Annotated in this window: 16 protein-coding genes and 2 pseudogenes; 9 read left to right on the top strand and 9 right to left on the bottom strand. The window is 69.4% G+C overall.

Features of this window, described 5'->3' with window-relative positions:
• The first annotated feature begins 20 nt into the window (after positions 1-20).
• On the top strand, positions 21-959 hold the full coding sequence (locus ACLJQM_RS10720; RefSeq protein ID WP_410631001.1) for an AraC family transcriptional regulator: 939 nt from the start codon (positions 21-23) through the stop codon (positions 957-959).
• 123 nt (positions 960-1,082) lie between these two features.
• On the opposite strand, the gene ACLJQM_RS10715 is transcribed toward ACLJQM_RS10720, so the two are convergent.
• Positions 1,083-1,442: an amidase family protein gene (locus ACLJQM_RS10715; protein WP_410631000.1), complete on the bottom strand. Its 360-nt coding sequence runs from the start codon at positions 1,440-1,442 to the stop codon at positions 1,083-1,085.
• A gap of 3 nt (positions 1,443-1,445) precedes the next feature.
• On the opposite strand from ACLJQM_RS10715, the pseudogene ACLJQM_RS10710 reads away from it, so the two are divergent.
• Positions 1,446-1,790: pseudogene (locus tag ACLJQM_RS10710) on the top strand (site-specific DNA-methyltransferase); the annotation flags it as partial.
• A 252-nt stretch (positions 1,791-2,042) separates the two neighbouring features.
• Here the strand turns inward: ACLJQM_RS10710 and ACLJQM_RS10705 are convergent.
• Positions 2,043-2,804 (bottom strand): SDR family oxidoreductase, encoded by a 762-nt coding sequence (locus tag ACLJQM_RS10705; RefSeq protein ID WP_410630999.1) that lies wholly within the window; start codon positions 2,802-2,804, stop codon positions 2,043-2,045.
• A gap of 168 nt (positions 2,805-2,972) precedes the next feature.
• Between ACLJQM_RS10705 and ACLJQM_RS10700 the strand changes: the two genes are divergently transcribed.
• On the top strand, positions 2,973-3,836 hold the full coding sequence (locus ACLJQM_RS10700) for a helix-turn-helix transcriptional regulator (RefSeq protein ID WP_410630998.1): 864 nt from the start codon (positions 2,973-2,975) through the stop codon (positions 3,834-3,836).
• A gap of 18 nt (positions 3,837-3,854) precedes the next feature.
• On the opposite strand, the gene ACLJQM_RS10695 is transcribed toward ACLJQM_RS10700, so the two are convergent.
• On the bottom strand, positions 3,855-4,238 hold the full coding sequence (locus ACLJQM_RS10695; protein ID WP_410630997.1) for a TetR family transcriptional regulator C-terminal domain-containing protein: 384 nt from the start codon (positions 4,236-4,238) through the stop codon (positions 3,855-3,857).
• Between the two features lie 301 nt (positions 4,239-4,539).
• On the opposite strand from ACLJQM_RS10695, the pseudogene ACLJQM_RS10690 reads away from it, so the two are divergent.
• Positions 4,540-4,683: pseudogene (locus tag ACLJQM_RS10690) on the top strand (SDR family oxidoreductase); the annotation flags it as partial.
• 116 nt (positions 4,684-4,799) lie between these two features.
• Here the strand turns inward: ACLJQM_RS10690 and ACLJQM_RS10685 are convergent.
• Positions 4,800-5,408: a TetR/AcrR family transcriptional regulator gene (locus tag ACLJQM_RS10685; RefSeq protein WP_410630996.1), complete on the bottom strand. Its 609-nt coding sequence runs from the start codon at positions 5,406-5,408 to the stop codon at positions 4,800-4,802.
• Positions 5,409-5,465: 57 nt separating this feature from the next.
• On the opposite strand from ACLJQM_RS10685, the gene ACLJQM_RS10680 reads away from it, so the two are divergent.
• Positions 5,466-6,359: an alpha/beta fold hydrolase gene (locus tag ACLJQM_RS10680; RefSeq protein ID WP_410630995.1), complete on the top strand. Its 894-nt coding sequence runs from the start codon at positions 5,466-5,468 to the stop codon at positions 6,357-6,359.
• Positions 6,360-6,504: 145 nt separating this feature from the next.
• Here ACLJQM_RS10680 and ACLJQM_RS10675 read toward each other — a convergent pair whose 3' ends face one another.
• Positions 6,505-7,131 (bottom strand): TetR/AcrR family transcriptional regulator, encoded by a 627-nt coding sequence (locus ACLJQM_RS10675; protein ID WP_410630994.1) that lies wholly within the window; start codon positions 7,129-7,131, stop codon positions 6,505-6,507.
• 132 nt (positions 7,132-7,263) lie between these two features.
• Here ACLJQM_RS10675 and ACLJQM_RS10670 point away from each other — a divergent pair, with 132 nt between their 5' ends.
• The 3 genes from ACLJQM_RS10670 to ACLJQM_RS10660 all read left to right on the top strand — a co-directional run bounded on the left by ACLJQM_RS10670 (position 7,264) and on the right by ACLJQM_RS10660 (position 8,999).
• Positions 7,264-7,998, top strand: a complete 735-nt coding sequence (locus ACLJQM_RS10670) for an SDR family NAD(P)-dependent oxidoreductase (RefSeq protein WP_410630993.1) — start codon at positions 7,264-7,266, stop codon at positions 7,996-7,998.
• A gap of 57 nt (positions 7,999-8,055) precedes the next feature.
• On the top strand, positions 8,056-8,679 hold the full coding sequence (locus tag ACLJQM_RS10665; RefSeq protein ID WP_410630992.1) for an NADPH-dependent F420 reductase: 624 nt from the start codon (positions 8,056-8,058) through the stop codon (positions 8,677-8,679).
• A 167-nt stretch (positions 8,680-8,846) separates the two neighbouring features.
• Positions 8,847-8,999 carry a hypothetical protein gene (locus tag ACLJQM_RS10660; RefSeq protein ID WP_410630991.1) on the top strand — a complete coding sequence of 51 codons (153 nt, stop codon included), beginning with the start codon at positions 8,847-8,849 and terminating at the stop codon, positions 8,997-8,999.
• Between the two features lie 103 nt (positions 9,000-9,102).
• Here the strand turns inward: ACLJQM_RS10660 and ACLJQM_RS10655 are convergent, their stop codons facing one another.
• From ACLJQM_RS10655 to ACLJQM_RS10645, 3 genes are read right to left on the bottom strand one after another with little or no spacing between them, the layout of a single operon-like run.
• A complete protein-coding gene (locus ACLJQM_RS10655; RefSeq protein WP_410630990.1) occupies positions 9,103-9,771 on the bottom strand; it encodes an NADPH-dependent F420 reductase in 669 nt (222 codons plus the stop codon).
• A gap of 13 nt (positions 9,772-9,784) precedes the next feature.
• Positions 9,785-10,720 carry an SDR family oxidoreductase gene (locus ACLJQM_RS10650; protein WP_410630989.1) on the bottom strand — a complete coding sequence of 312 codons (936 nt, stop codon included), beginning with the start codon at positions 10,718-10,720 and terminating at the stop codon, positions 9,785-9,787.
• Between the two features lie 34 nt (positions 10,721-10,754).
• Positions 10,755-11,378 (bottom strand): NADPH-dependent F420 reductase, encoded by a 624-nt coding sequence (locus tag ACLJQM_RS10645; RefSeq protein ID WP_410630988.1) that lies wholly within the window; start codon positions 11,376-11,378, stop codon positions 10,755-10,757.
• A gap of 193 nt (positions 11,379-11,571) precedes the next feature.
• Here ACLJQM_RS10645 and ACLJQM_RS10640 point away from each other — a divergent pair, with 193 nt between their 5' ends.
• The gene (locus tag ACLJQM_RS10640) at positions 11,572-12,483 is read left to right on the top strand and encodes a LysR family transcriptional regulator (RefSeq protein ID WP_410630987.1); all 912 of its coding nucleotides are present in this window, start codon (positions 11,572-11,574) and stop codon (positions 12,481-12,483) included.
• An 88-nt stretch (positions 12,484-12,571) separates the two neighbouring features.
• On the opposite strand, the gene ACLJQM_RS10635 is transcribed toward ACLJQM_RS10640, so the two are convergent.
• The gene (locus ACLJQM_RS10635) at positions 12,572-13,984 is read right to left on the bottom strand and encodes an amidase (RefSeq protein ID WP_410630986.1); all 1,413 of its coding nucleotides are present in this window, start codon (positions 13,982-13,984) and stop codon (positions 12,572-12,574) included.
• Positions 13,985-14,009 lie beyond the last annotated feature (25 nt).

Raw genomic sequence — 14,009 nt, 5'->3', positions numbered from 1 at the left:
ATATGCGATCGTCTCATGCCGTGGACGTGTTGACAGATCTGCTGCAGCGTTCGCGGGCACGCGGCGCCGCGTTCTCGCACTCGACGGCACGCGGCGCGTGGGGCCTCCGGTTCCCGACCGGCGCCAAGCTCGCGATCCACGGCATCCTCGGCGGCGAGGCGTTCGCGTGGACCGACGACCCCGGCCGCTCCCGCCAGGTGCTACCCGGCGACGTCGTACTGGTCCGCGGGCCGGTCGAACAGTTCATGGCGCACACGCCGGGCGCCGACGTCGTGCCGTTCGCCTACCCGCGCGCGACCGCCCCGGCCCGCGGCGCGCGCCGCCTGGAGTTCGGCACCGAATCGGGCGACGCCACGACGTTCTTCTGCGGCGCGTACACCTTCGAGGGCGAACTCTGCGCCGGCTTGCTCGCCGGGCTGCCGGACCTGACGGTGGTCCGCCCGCGAGCCGGGTCGAGCCTGCGCGCGACGCTCGACGTGTTCGCGGCCGAGATCCTCCGCGACGCGCCGGGACAGCAGGCGCTGCTGGACAGCCTGCTCGACGTCGCCCTGGTGCAGGTATTACGGGAGCAGCTCGCCACGGACGGCGAGACCGCGCCGGCGTGGTTCCGCGCGATGGACGACGCGTCGGTCGGCGCAGCCCTGCGCGCGGTGCACGCCGAACCCGCACGCACGTGGACGGTCGCCGACCTGGCCCTTGAAGCCTCCCTGTCCCGGGCGACGTTCGCCCGCAGGTTCACCCAGCTGCTGGGCGTGGCCCCGCTGACGTACGTCGCCGACTGGCGGATGGCCCTGGCCCGCGAGCAGCTGCGAGACAGCGACGCGGGCTTGGCCGCGGTGGCCCGCTCGCTGGGGTACGCATCGGAGTTCTCGTTCGCCGCGGCGTTCAAACGCCACCACGGCGTACCACCCGGCCGGTGGCGCACCGCCGCCGGTACACCATCCACTGTGGATGGTTGAGATTCCCCTTCCAGGGGAGGGAAATCATTCCATCGAGTAGATCTCGGGTCCTGCATTGGCGATCACCGGCCCGCGGTCACCAAGATCGTTTTCGTGACCGAAGTACTTCACCGTGTCCGCGGTTCACAGGGGCGACGTGCGGCCGCGGAGCACGCTGTGTGGTTCGAGCGATGCACCCAGCTGCAGGACGGTGGCTTCGTCGAACCAGGCGGACGCTACCTGCACGCCGACGGGCAATCCATCCGCGCTCATGCCGAACGGCACTGACAGGGCAGGTAAACCAGCGAGGTTGAACGGAACGGTTGCTCGGACCACGTGCGCCGCCGGTACCACCACGCCGCCGATCACGTACTCGGTCTGGTCGGGCAGCGGCGCCGCGATCGGCACCACTGGGCACAACAGAGCGTCGTAGTCGGCGAAGAACGCGGTGAACCCCGACCGCAGACGGTCGACCGCACGTTGCGCGGCAAGGTAGTCCGGCATCGTCACGCCAGGCTGATCGACCTGCCCTCTCAGGTCATCGCCTGCGGCGTCGCGGCCGGCCTGGTCCCGGTCGAGCGGTGCGTCGCCCTGCTCGCCCGCGTGGCCGAGACCGACCTGGTCGCGCGCGGCAGCTTCTTCCAGCGCGACTTCATCCGCAAGCGGCGCGAGGCCGGTTTGCCACTGCACCTGATCGCACACGAGGACATCGTCGTTCTGAGTGCCCCGGCCGAAAGGCGTGGACAAAGTCGAGCGAATGTCTGCGAACGACAGGCGGCGGTGCATCACGAGTACGGGCGATCGGACCAGGCCACTGGGCAGCGTGAGGGTCTTGGTGCCGCGACCAGGTGAGGTCGAAGCTGGGTGCGGGCGTGCCCGCACTAGAGCGTCAGCTGCCGGGTCGCCGTGTTTTGCCGGCGCGCACGGCCAGCGCTGCCAGATCGCCATCCGGCAGTCATGATCTCGCTTGGGTGGGGTCAGCCTCACCAAGCGAGGTCGACGGCGTGCCGATGCGGCACGGTCGCCAGGCATGGTGCTTCCGTGCGATACACCGCATCTGACGTGGCCCGCGGGTGGGGACTCTGCCAATCCCGCGAAACGATCTCAGCCCTCGCGACCGGGAAGCATGGCCAATGACTGGGAGCGTTGGGCGACAAGGTCGGCGTAGGTGCCGTCGCGTTCGGCCCAGCGGTGCGTGCGGACGCCCTTCACGAGGATTTCGTGCGGTGTGGGGTCCGTGGAGAGCAGCTGCATGACCTCGGTCGCGAACTCGTCGAGCGGGAGCGCGTGCGGGTTCACCTTCTCCTGGTCCGCGGTGGCGACGGCCGGGGGAACGAGTTCGATGACGCCGACCCCGGTGCCGTCCAGCTGCGCGCGCAGGGCCTCGGAGTAGGCGTGCACCGCCGCCTTCGAGGCGGCGTAGCTGGGCATGGGCGGGAACGGCAGGAACGCGATGCCGGAGGTCACGGTGACGAAGGTGCCGTCGCCCCGGCGGACCAGGTGCGGGGTGAAGGCGTCGACGACCCGGATGGTGCCGACGAGGTTGGTGTCGATCGTCATCCGCGCCGCCTCGAAGTGCGCGGGATCGCGCAGGTCTTCCAGCAGCATGACGCCCGACATCGTCACCACCGTGTCCAGTTCGGGGTACCGGGTGAGCACGGCGTCCCGGGCGGCGGCGACGGAGGCGTCTTCCGTGACATCGATGCCGAATGTGCCGAAACCCTCGGCGGCGAGTTCTTCGAGCGCCTCCGGGCGGCGACCGGCCACGGCCACGGTGCTGCCCGCCGCGGCGAACCGCCGGGCCAGCTCCCGTCCGATACCCGAGGTGCCGCCGACGACGAGAACCGTGCGGTTGGAGAGATCCATGAGATCTTTCGCTTCCTTCCCAAGCCCGCGGACGGCGGTGTTTCGCTGTCTCTTCCGATGCGGTGCCATTCCAGTGTCGGCGGCATCCGCGGAGACAGGCAGAGCCCTCTTCTTGCCTGGTCCTCTCAGGACCCCAACCGGGATTTCCGGACCGTTTACGATCGGAATATGAACGACGAAGAGTCGGGCAACCGGCTCGGCAGCTACCTCCGTGCCCGCCGCGAGCTGGTCTCGCCGGCCCAGGCCGGACTCCCACCCGGCGGCCGCCGCCGCGTGCCCGGCCTGCGCCGCGAGGAAGTCGCCCTGCTCGCGGGCATCAGTCCCGACTACTACCTGCGTCTGGAACGGGGACGTGACAAGAATCCCTCCCCGCAGGTCCTCGAATCCCTCGCGCGCGTACTGCAGCTCGACGACGTCGAGCGGGCGTATCTGCTCGGCCTCGGCGCGACGCGCCCCCGGGCGCCGCGCCGCAAGCGGCCCGAGCACGTGCCGGCGCGAGTGTACGAACTGCTCGCCCACCTGCAGATCCCGGCTTTCGTCGAAGGGCGCGCGTTCGACGTCCTGGCGTCCAACGCCATGGCCGTCGCCCTCTCGCCCCGCCTGCGGCCTGGCCACAACCGGCTGCGTTCACTGCTTCTCGATCCGGAGGAACAGGCCTTCCAGCAGGACTGGACGAAAGCCACTGCCGACTTCATCGCCGCGCTTCGCACCACCATCGGCGACGACACCGACGATCCGCGGTTCGTCGAGCTCGTCGGCGAGCTCGCCCTGTCCAGCCAGCGGTTCCGCACTCTGTGGGCCCGCCACGACGTCCGCAACCTCGACGGAGGCACAGCCACGGTCAACCACCCCGTCGTCGGGGAACTGCGCCTCCACCGGGACAAGCTCCCCATCGACGACGTCATTCTCGTCGTCTACTACCCCGACAAGGACAGCGACAGCGACGAAAAACTGCGGCTGCTCGCTGCCCTTTCACCTGCCGATTCCGCCGGCTCGGCACTGGAGGAGCCGGCGAACGACCCCACACCCTGACGAGGTGATCCGGCGCGTTCAGGCCGGCTGCCCAGCGTGGGTTCGGACGTGTGCGATCACGGCGTCCAAGGCGGCTTCGAGTGCGTCGGTGGTGTGCTGGACCTGCGCGAGGACAAGACCGCCCTGCAGCGCCGCCAGCAGTGCGAGGGACAGCGTGGTGGCGTCGGTCTCCGGTCGCAGGGCGCCGCTGTCGACCATGTCGGCCAGGCCGGCGCGGATCGCGTCGGACCAAGCGGTGAAGCCGGCGGCCAAGGCGTCGCGCGCCCACGGGTGGTCGTCGGACAGTTCGCTGGACAGGCTGCCCAGCGGGCAGCCGCCGGCTCCGTTCTGCAGGCGGGCGGCGTCGACCACCACGTCGCGCCACGACCGCAGCGCTTCGATGCTGTCGAGCTTGGCCAGCAACGGCGTCTGGTGGGACAGGATCGCCTCGGACTGGAACGCGATGACCGCTCGCGTGAGGTCGTCCTTGTCCGTGAAGTAGTGATAGATCTGCGACGAGCTGACCCCAGCGGCATCGCGGACCGCGGGGGCCGAGCGCGGAAACCACCGGTGCGGCCTTCGACGCGATGAACGCGGTGAACGTCCGGGCGCCGTTCTTCCTCACCGCGGCGCTGACTGGCGTCCATGGCCGCCCGGGGTCGAGGGGCGATCGTGAACGTCTCCACCATGGTCGCCGCCCGCGGTGCCGCGGGCATGGCCGCGTATGGCGAGCAAAGCCGCCCTGGAGGCGTTGACCCGGTCTTGGGCTGCCGAGTACGGCCCGGCGGGCGTGCGCGTCAACGCCGTCGCGCTCGGACCGAGCCGGACTGAGATCACCCGGAGCATGGGCGACATGCTCGACACGCTCGCGGCGGCGAGCCCGCTGGGCCGGGCGAACGAACCCGACGAGGTAGCCCGCGTCATCGCCCGGGGTGCGGCCGGTCGAGGTCGGCGCAGCACCGATCGATTTCGCCCTGGGGAAGCTCACGTTACTCGTTGTCCGATGGCCGGCCACAGGGCGTCCATCGCCGCCTTGACCAGCCTGACGCGGGGCACTCCGGGGTGCTCGTGCCACCAGAGCGCGAGGGCGCGCAGCGAGGCGGCGATGATCTCGATCAGCATCTCGGTGTCGAGACCGTCCATTCCGGACTTGTCCGCGTCCAGCGCGCCGGTGACGAACGGCGTCAACGCGGACCGGCTCGCACGGGTGGCGTCGGCCTGTGCCTGGCGGGCGCGTTCGTCGGCGGTGGCGATCTGGAAGAGGACGGGGATCGACTTGCGGCGCCGCTCGACGTGGGCGAACCAGGCGTCGAGCGAGGCGGCGAACCGCTCCCGCAGCGGTTCCGGACTGGCGAAGGTGACCTGCCAGGCGGCGCGCAGCAGGGCGTACTCGGTGGCGAGGACCTCCTGGAACAGGGCGAGCTTCGACGGAAAGTGGTCGTAGAGCACCGGCGCGGAAATCCCCGAGCGCCGGGCGATCTCGTCGATCGACGCGCCGTCGTACCCGCGCTCGGCGAAGACTTCCGTCGCGCTCTCGACGATCACGGCGCGCCGCTTCGCCGCCGACATCCGCCGCTTCGGCTCCCTTGACACCCGGCCTGCTCCTGTCTGATCGTTAACCTAACGATTACTAGGTTAGCGGGTGAAGCCATGGTCGACCAGCTCGCGGAATGGCACCGGCGAGGCGAGACGACGACAGTGCCGGTGCGGGGCGTGCCCCGAACGGTGTTCCACCGGGTGTCCGGAAGCGGCAGCGCGCTCGTGCTGCTGCACGGCTTCCCGGCGTCGTCGTTCGAGTGGGCGGAGGTGGAGCCGTTCGCAGCGCCTCGGCACACCGTCGTGACGTTCGACTTCCTCGGCTACGGCGCGTCCGAGAAACCGCGCAAGCACCACTACAGCGTTTTCGAACAAGCAGACCTGACCGAAGCGCTGATCGAGTCGCTCGGCTTCGAGGCGGTCACCCTCGTCGCTTACGACTACGGCGCCATCGTGGCTTCGGAGCTGCTGGCCCGCGAGCTGCCGTTCCGGATCGACCGCTGCGTGTTCCTGAACGCAGGGCTGTACGCCGACCAGTACCGGCCCCGCCTGATCCAGCGGGCCTCGCTGTGGCCGGTGGTCGGTGGCCTGCTAGCCCGTTCCATGACCGAGCGACAGTTCGCCCGGTCCTGGTCCCGGGTGTTCTCTCCCGAGCATCCCTTGGACCCCGGACTGGCGGGACTGCACTACCGCGCGTTGCGCCTCGGTCACCCCGACCCCGACCTCACCGCGCGGCTGCTGCGCTACATCCCCGAGCGCGCGGCCCACCGGGACCGCTTCGAGCCGGTCTTCACCGGTACCTCGATTCCCCTGTCGTTCCTGTGGGGAATGCGTGACCCCGTTTCCGGGCCGCGGATCGCCCAGGAGCTGCGGAACCGCAAACCGGACGCCGACGTCGTCGAGTACCCGGACCTCGGCCATTGCCCCCACGTCGAAGAGCCCGAGCGGGTAGCCAGGGACATCCTCGCGAGAACGGCGGAGCAGGCACCGGACGCCCAGCCAGCCTGACCGGGAAAGCGCGGACGCGAGCGCCTTCACGGTGTCCACCCCGCTCATCTGGGACGACGTCGCGGATGAGATCGGCCGGCTCCAGCGATTTGATCGCAGCCATCGATGTCGCCGGCCCCTTCGACCCAAAGCCGGATGGGTTCTCTTATGTGCTTGACCGTGAGGCGGCCGTGCGAGGTGCTGTCGCGGGGAGCGCGTTGTCGATGAGGACGGCGGCGATGGCGGCGGCGGTGGGGAAGGTTTCGGCGTTGAGGGCCCGGTTGCGGGCCGAGGCGCCATCGAGCAGCAGCGCCAGTTGTTCGCCGAGCTGGTCGGGGTTGGTGGCGCCGGCTTCGCGGGCGGTCTCGGCCAGCCGCGCGGCAACGGCTTTCTTGTAGTCGTGAGCGCGTTGGCGTGCGGGGTGGTCAGGGTCGTGGATTTCGACGGCCGCCCCGATGAAGGGGCACAGAGGTGTGATGTCGTCCTCTGTCGCGTTCGCCGGCGCCTCGAAGGCAGCGAGAAGTCGTTCGCGGGGCGTGAGGTCGGTGCGGTCGAACACTCCTGACATGACGTCGGGATCGAATCGGCGCAAGTATTCGGCGACGAGTTCGTCCTTGCCGGTGAAGTGCTGGTAGGCCGTGCGCTTCGACACCTCGGCGAGCGCGCAGAGCTGGTCCATGCCGGTCTGGTTGATGCCTTGCTCGCGGAACAGTTGTTGTGACGCGCTGAGGATGCGCTCGCGCGCGCCTCTGCCGCGGCGCCGGCCTTGAGGGCCCTTCTCCAACTCCGTCATGCCTCCAGCATAGCCGAAGTGGGTAACGACCGGTGTACATAGCTTGCGTCAGGGTTGGCCGCCTGATACGTTAAGCACACAGACCGGTGTACATAACGGTTTTCGCATACCCACCAAGGCAATGGAGTGATCGTGGGAAAGCTCGACGGCAAGGTAGCGGTGATCACGGGTGGATCGAGCGGCATGGCGCTGGCCGGCGCAAAGCTGTTCGTCGACGAAGGAGCGCACGTTTTCATCTCGGGCCGGCGGAAGGAGGCACTGGACGACGCCATCGAGCTGATCGGCCGAAACGTGACCGCCGTGCAAGGCGACGCGGCCGATCTGGACGACCTGGACCGCTTGTTCGACACGGTCAGGCAGGAAAAGGGCGCGATCGACGTGCTGTGGGCCAGTGCCGGCGTCGGCGAGCAGCGCAAGCTCGGCGAGATCACCGAGGAGCACTTCGACGCCGCCTTCGGGCTCAACGCGCGCGGCACGCTGTTCACGGTGCAGAAGGCGCTGCCGCTGTTCAACGACGGCGGCTCGATCTTCATGACCGGGTCGAACGCTTCGCTCAAGGGCTATCCCGAGTGGAGTGTGTACGCGGCGAGCAAGGCCGTGCAGCAGGCCTACGCCCGCGTGTGGCTGTCCGAGCTGAAGGACAGGCGGATCCGGGTGAACGTGCTGACCCCCGGCCAGGTCGCCACGCCGAAGCAGGAGGAGCTGTTCGACGAGACGACGAAGCGCCAGTTCGAATCCCTGATCCCGCGGGGAGAGATGGGCCGCCCCGAGGAGATCGCGACGGTCGCGTTGTTCCTCGCCTCGGACGACTCGAGCTATGTGAACGGGATGGAGCTGACCGTCGACGGCGGCACCGCGGCGATCTGAGCGGCAGAAAGCCGGCGCAGTTCAACCTTTCGATCGTCAGTCAAGACAGGACAACTCATGAGCAGCATCAGCATCATCGGGACCGGGAACATGGCCCGCACCATCGGCGCGCTGGCGGTAGCGGGCGGCGCCACCGTCGAGATCATGGGCCGCGATCAGGCCAAAGCCGCCGACCTGGCCAAGGCTCTCGGCGGCGGCGCCACGACGGGGCAGTGGGGCGCCGTCCCGGCCGGGGACATCGTCATCGTGGCACTGCTGTACGCGAGCGTCGTTCCGGTCGTCGCCCACTACGGAGACGCCCTCGCGGGCAAGGTCATCGTCGAAATCAGCAACCCGTTCAATTCCGCGGCCGACGGGCTGGCCCACGGCGAGGGCACCTCGATCGCACAGGAAGTCGCCAAGGCGGCCCCGGCCAGCGCCAGCGTGGTGAAGGCATTCAACACGATCTTCCGTCATGTCCTCGAGAAGGGCCGACCCGTCGTCTTCCTCGCCGGCGACGATGCGCGCGCCAAGGCAGGCGTGGAGGCGTTCATCAAGAGCCTCGGACTGCGCCCGCTGGACGTCGGTGACCTGAAGATGGCGTACTGGCTGGAGGGTGCGGGCGTGGTCACGATGGGCCTGGCCCGCCACGGCGTGGGGAACTGGGACTTCGCCCTCGGCGTCACCGAACTTCCCGGCTGACCTGCACTGCCCTCGATATCGATGTCGGCGGGCGATGGTCTGCCCGGAGAGCATTCGCTTGGTTTCGCGATTCCCATGGTCGGTCCCTCTGTCAGCGGCACCGGCCGGCTCGGGTTCGAGGGACTGCCGCACTGCGGGCGACGACCACAGGTGGTCGGTCGCCCGCAGTGCGGCGCGAGACGCCGGCCGCGATCCCTGACGCGCTGAAAACGGCGATGCGAATCAACCTCGACCCGGACGTGTCGATCGACGTGCTCGCGGACATCCTCAAGCGCTACGCCGAGTCCGGTGTGGACGAAGCGACTTCGCCGGCCAGGTGATCGAGCGCACCGGCAGGTTGTGACCTTCAAGGGTTTCACAACTCTGCGAGCGCGCTGACCACCCCTCAGCACAGGTATTCGCCCGCTGCGCGCCGACCCGCGGTTACCGCGCTGCGGCGGCCAGCGCCGCGCGGACGGCGTCCTCGCCGGCCGGCCGGCCCTTCTCGTCCGAGTAGGGCCCGTACGGGGTGCCCCACACCGGCGTGCCCGTCGCCTGCCGCCAGCTACCGGCCAGCCCTCCCGCGTCCACGACGCCGTACCCGATGGAGTCGATGAACTCGGTCACCGCCGCCTTTGCCTGTGGGGAGTCCCCGGCGATTGGCAGGAACGAGCGGCCGGCCGCCCCTGCTGGGCGGGCGAGTGACAGCAGGTGCTTGTAGAAGATGTTGTTGAACGCCTTCACGAGCATGGCGTCCGGGATGTATCGCAGCAGCAGTTCGCTTGAGGTGAGCGCGTTGCTGTCGAGTTCGGGGATGTGCCCGTCACGCTCGGGGCCGTAGTTGCACGTGTCGATCACCGTTTTGCCGGCCAGTGGCGCAGCCGGCAGGTTGGCGAAGGCCTTGACCGGCACCGTGATCGCGACGATGTCGCCGGCCGCCGCGGCCTGTTCGCTCGTCGCCGCGAACGCTCGCGGCCCCAGCTTCGCGGCCGTGTTCACGAGCGTTCCGGGACCGCGCGAGTTGCTGAGCACGACCTGGTGGCCGGCCTCGATGGCGAGCTGCGCGACGGTGATGCCGATGTTTCCGCTTCCGATGAGTCCCACGGTCGTCATTGGGTTCCTGTTCTCAGCCGGCGGGGAAGTAGTGGCCGTTGTCCAGATCGGCGAGCAGGCCGGGCTGGGCGGGTTCCCAGCCGAGCGCCTGGCGGGTGATGAGGTTGGACGCCGGGTAGGTCTGCGTGACGATGTTGGCGAGGAACCCGAAGTATCCGGGCACCATCAGGACGTCGGCGGGGATGCTCACGACGGGCAGGCCCAGCCGGCTGCCGATGGCCTCGGCAATGTCGCGGAGCGGGATGGCCCCGTCCGCGACCGCGTGCCAGTAGCTGCCTGCCGTGCCCTTCTCCAGCGCCAAGCGGAACACGGAGGCGGCATCGCGGGCGTGCACGGCGTTCCACAGGTTCGCGCCGTCTCCCGGGTAGCCGACGACGCCCTTCTCCTTGGCGAGTGCGATCAGCTGCTGGAGGAAGCCGGCTTGATCGGTCGTGCTGTGCGCGATGTTGGCGATCCGCACGATCGAGGACCGCACTCCTTGCTCGGCGAGGCCGATGACGGTGGTTTCCACGATGTTGCGAACCCGCAGGGTGCCCGTGTGCTCGCTGCCGCCGGGCAGGGCCGGGTCCGCTTCGGTGGCCGGCCGGCCCAGGTTGCCGGGCGAGCCGATGCTGCCCGCTGCGACCAGCGGCTTTCCGGTTCCCGCGAGGGCTTCGCCGTAGGCGAGCATGATGGGGACCTCGGCGGCGGCTACGGCGTCGATCCCGCCGGATGCGAGCAGGGCTTGCCGGTGCGCGACGTGGACGACGCCGTCGGAATCCGCGGCGGCCTCCTTGAGCCCGTCGAGATCTTCGAGGTCGCCGCGGCGCACCGTCGCGCCGAGCGCGGACAGCGCTGTCGCAGCCGTGTCCGAGCGCGCCAGGCCGGTGACCTCGTGCCCGGCGGCGATGAGCTCGGGGATGATGTGGGAACCGGTGTGGCCGGTCCCGCCAGTAACGAAAACGTGCACGACTTTTCCTTGCGAGAGTAGGTAGAAGGGGTGCTCAGCCGGCGAGGGTGACGCCAAGGGAGAAGTTGAAGTTCCCCACGCCGTGGCGGGCCAGGCTGATCATCACCAGTCCCGCCCCTTCCAGCCAGTGCGCCACGTTGAGACCGCCGGCATCCAGCGGGCGCAGCCCGAGGGTCTCGATCAACGTCGAGACGCTCGTCTTGGCCTGCGCGTCGTCGCCGGCGAAAAGCACGTCCAGCGGGCCGCCCTGGGCCAGGATGTGGCCGAAGACGGTGTTGAACGCCTTCACGACGTGCGCGCTCGCCGGGGCGGCCTTGGCGATCTCCTGCGCACCGGAGGTGTCGTCGGGGGTGACCAGCCCGGTGGCGTCGGGGTTGGACGTGTTGGTGAGGTCGATGATGACCTTGCCGGCGAGCGCGTCTCCGTACTGGGCGACGATCGGCACGGCGCTGGCGTAGGGCACGGCGAGGAAGACGAGGTCGCCGGCCGGGGTGGTGCCGAATGTCCCGGCCGTGGCGCCGCCGCCGAGCTCGGCGGCCAGGAGTTTCGCCTTGGCCGCGTCGCGGCCGATGACCTCGACGACGTTGCCGCCCTCGATCGCGCGGGCGGCGATGGCGCGGGCCATGGTCCCCAGGCCGATGATGCTGATGCTGCTCATGGTGTGCTGCTTTCTGGAGTCGGATAGACGCCCTTGCCGACCCCGCCGGGTGAGACGGGTTGTGTCGTCGGCGCCGTCGAACGAGGCGCCTGGATGACGCTCGATTCCATGATTGCCATCGGCCTGAATCGCTGTCCAAGACCTCTTTCAGCGGTTGCGATACCCTGAAGGCATCGCCGGACCGGGAGGCATCGTGGATCTGGACCTGCGCAAGCTGCGCTACTTCGTCGCCGTCGCCGACACGCTCCACTTCGGCCGCGCCGCCGAGCAGCTGCACATCGCACAGCCCGTACTCAGCCGGCAGATCCGCGCGCTGGAACACGATCTCGGCACCCCGCTGCTGACCAGGGACAGCCACGGCGTGGCGCTGACCGATGCCGGCAAACAGCTACTGGCCGACTCCGGCCCGCTGCTGGCCTCCGCGCACGCGGCCCGCCGCCGGGTGACCGCGGCCGCGCGGGGCAGCCAGCGGCTCATGGTCGGCTTCCGCGCAGGCATCGCCGTCGCCCCGGCGGTACAACAGTTCGCCGCCCAGCACCCGGACGTCCGGGTGGACGTGCAACGCATCGAAGCCGACGAACAGGCCCCGATGCTGCTCGACGGCCGCATCGACATCGGCTACGTGCGGCTGCCCATCGACGAGACCGGCCTGCGCGTCGCCCCGCTCTACACCGAGCCACGGGTGGCGGTGCTGCCCGTCGGCCACCGATTGGCAGGCAAGGAAGAACTCACCGAGGCCGACCTGGCCGGCGAGCCGCTGGTCTGGCACGCCGACACGAGCACGCAGCCCACCAAGCGCCCGCACCCCAATGCCGGTTACCTGGCACGCGGGGTGGACGAAACACTCGAGCATGTCGCGGCCGGCCGGGGCATCTCGTTCCTGGCCCGTTCGGCGACCGTGTTCTACGCACACCCGGACGTCGTTTACGTGCCCGTCCCGGATCTGGCGCCCGAACAAGTGTGCCTCGCGATGGCGGCATCGCACCTCTCGCCGCCGGCCGAAGATTTCTTCACCGCGGCTCAGGCGGCAGCCGAAATCACAGCAGAATGCGGGAACCATGAAATGTGGCAGCGTGGCGGCCCTGCCGCTGCACAGCACGGTTGAGCAGATCGCTGGGTCGCAGCTGAGCGGCTGTCTCGTTAGCCCCGCTCGGAGAGAGAATTCAGGACGGGTGCGTTGATTCGGCAGGCTGCTACGACCCGATCACCGGGTGCTGGTCGCGGACCGGGCTGAGCGTCTCCAGCAGCGAGGCGATGTGCAGGATCGTCGACTCGGCGTGCCAGGCGGCGGCGATCTGCACACCGATCGGCATGCCGTCGCCGCTGGTGCCGAACCGCATCGACAGGGCCGGGAGCCCGGTCAGGTTGAACGGAACGGTCGCGGTCTGGATGTGGGCGGCGTGCACTGTCCGGCCGTTGATGGTGAACCGGGCGAGTCCGTGTTCGTGGGCGGGGATGGGCAGGACCGGGAGCAGCAGGACGTCGTACCGCTGGAAGTACTCGGCGAAGGCGTCCCGGAGGCGTTCGACGCCTTGTTCGGCCAGGACGTAGTCGCGCAGCGACGTGTCGGGGGTTGCGAGCATGTGCTTCGAGACCTTGGCCATCTGGTCCTCGTGACCGGCGGTGACGTCCTGGAAGGTCGGCTTCACCTCCATGACGTGCTGCCGGTAGAAGAGGTCGAGCGGGTTGTCCCGTTCGAGCGCGGGAATGTTCACCTCTTCGGTGGGAATCCCGTTGTCCCGCAGGGATTCGGCGGCATTCCGCACAGTGGCGGCCACCTCGGGGTCGATCGGGCCGAGTCCGGAGTCGGTCAGCCATCCGACGCGGACGGGCCGGTCCGGCGACGCGCCGAGGCCGGTGTCGAATTCGTGTGGAACCGTGGCGAAGCCGTCGGCGCCGTCCGGGCCGGACAGCAGCGAATAGGCCAGTGCGAGGTCTCGGATGGTGCGGGCCATCGGGCCGGCGTGCCAGTCGCGGCGGGGCGCCCGCGGCCAGACTCCGGTCATCGGGATGCGCCCGTGCGTTGCCTTGAGGGCGGCGATTCCGGTGTGCGCGGCCGGCCCGCGCACCGAGATGGCCAGGTCGCTGCCGAGACCGAGGGGCGACATGCCGGCCGCGATCGCCACTGATTCGCCGCCGCTGGAACCGCCGGGCGTGCGGTCGAGGTTCCAGGGGTTGTTCGTCCTGCCGGTCAGGAGGTTGTCGGACTCGGTCGAGTACGAGAACTCCGGGAGGTTGGTCTTCGCGAGGAGGATCGCGCCGGCGCGCTTCAGGCGGGCCACGCTGGTGGCGTCGGTGTCCGGGACGCGGCCCGCGAAGATCGGGGAACCGCGCTGGGTCAGCACCCCGGCGGTGTCGAACGAATCCTTGGCCGTGAACGGCACGCCGTGCAACGGCCCGACCTCCGCGCCGGCCGCCACTGCCACGTCCGCGGCCTTCGCGGACTCCAGCGCCCCGTCGGCGAGCGTGACGACGGCATTGACCTTCTGATCGACGGCCGCGATGCGATCGAGGTGCGCCCGCACCACCTCGACGGATGTGACCTCCTTGGTGCGGATCAGCTCAGCGAGTTCGCTCGCGTCGGAGTAGATGAGATCGGCGTTCACGATGGCCTTCCGATTAGACCGGTCT

The organism is Amycolatopsis sp. cmx-4-83, from assembly GCF_046548815.1.
Lineage (GTDB): Bacteria > Actinomycetota > Actinomycetes > Mycobacteriales > Pseudonocardiaceae > Amycolatopsis > Amycolatopsis pretoriensis_A.
Note: the sequence above shows the minus strand (reverse complement) of the source record. Positions and strands in the feature narration are given on the sequence as shown.

What these genes read in the sequence shown, in the direction of transcription:
- ACLJQM_RS10715 (WP_410631000.1), bottom strand. Translation starts at nt 1,442, where the DNA reads ATGCCGGACTACCTTGCCGCGCAACGTGCGGTCGACCGTCTGCGGTCG.
- ACLJQM_RS10705 (WP_410630999.1), bottom strand. Translation starts at nt 2,804, where the DNA reads ATGGATCTCTCCAACCGCACGGTTCTCGTCGTCGGCGGCACCTCGGGT.
- ACLJQM_RS10700 (WP_410630998.1), top strand. Translation starts at nt 2,973, where the DNA reads ATGAACGACGAAGAGTCGGGCAACCGGCTCGGCAGCTACCTCCGTGCC.
- ACLJQM_RS10680 (WP_410630995.1), top strand. Translation starts at nt 5,466, where the DNA reads ATGGTCGACCAGCTCGCGGAATGGCACCGGCGAGGCGAGACGACGACA.
- ACLJQM_RS10675 (WP_410630994.1), bottom strand. Translation starts at nt 7,131, where the DNA reads ATGACGGAGTTGGAGAAGGGCCCTCAAGGCCGGCGCCGCGGCAGAGGC.
- ACLJQM_RS10665 (WP_410630992.1), top strand. Translation starts at nt 8,056, where the DNA reads ATGAGCAGCATCAGCATCATCGGGACCGGGAACATGGCCCGCACCATC.
- ACLJQM_RS10655 (WP_410630990.1), bottom strand. Translation starts at nt 9,771, where the DNA reads ATGACGACCGTGGGACTCATCGGAAGCGGAAACATCGGCATCACCGTC.
- ACLJQM_RS10645 (WP_410630988.1), bottom strand. Translation starts at nt 11,378, where the DNA reads ATGAGCAGCATCAGCATCATCGGCCTGGGGACCATGGCCCGCGCCATC.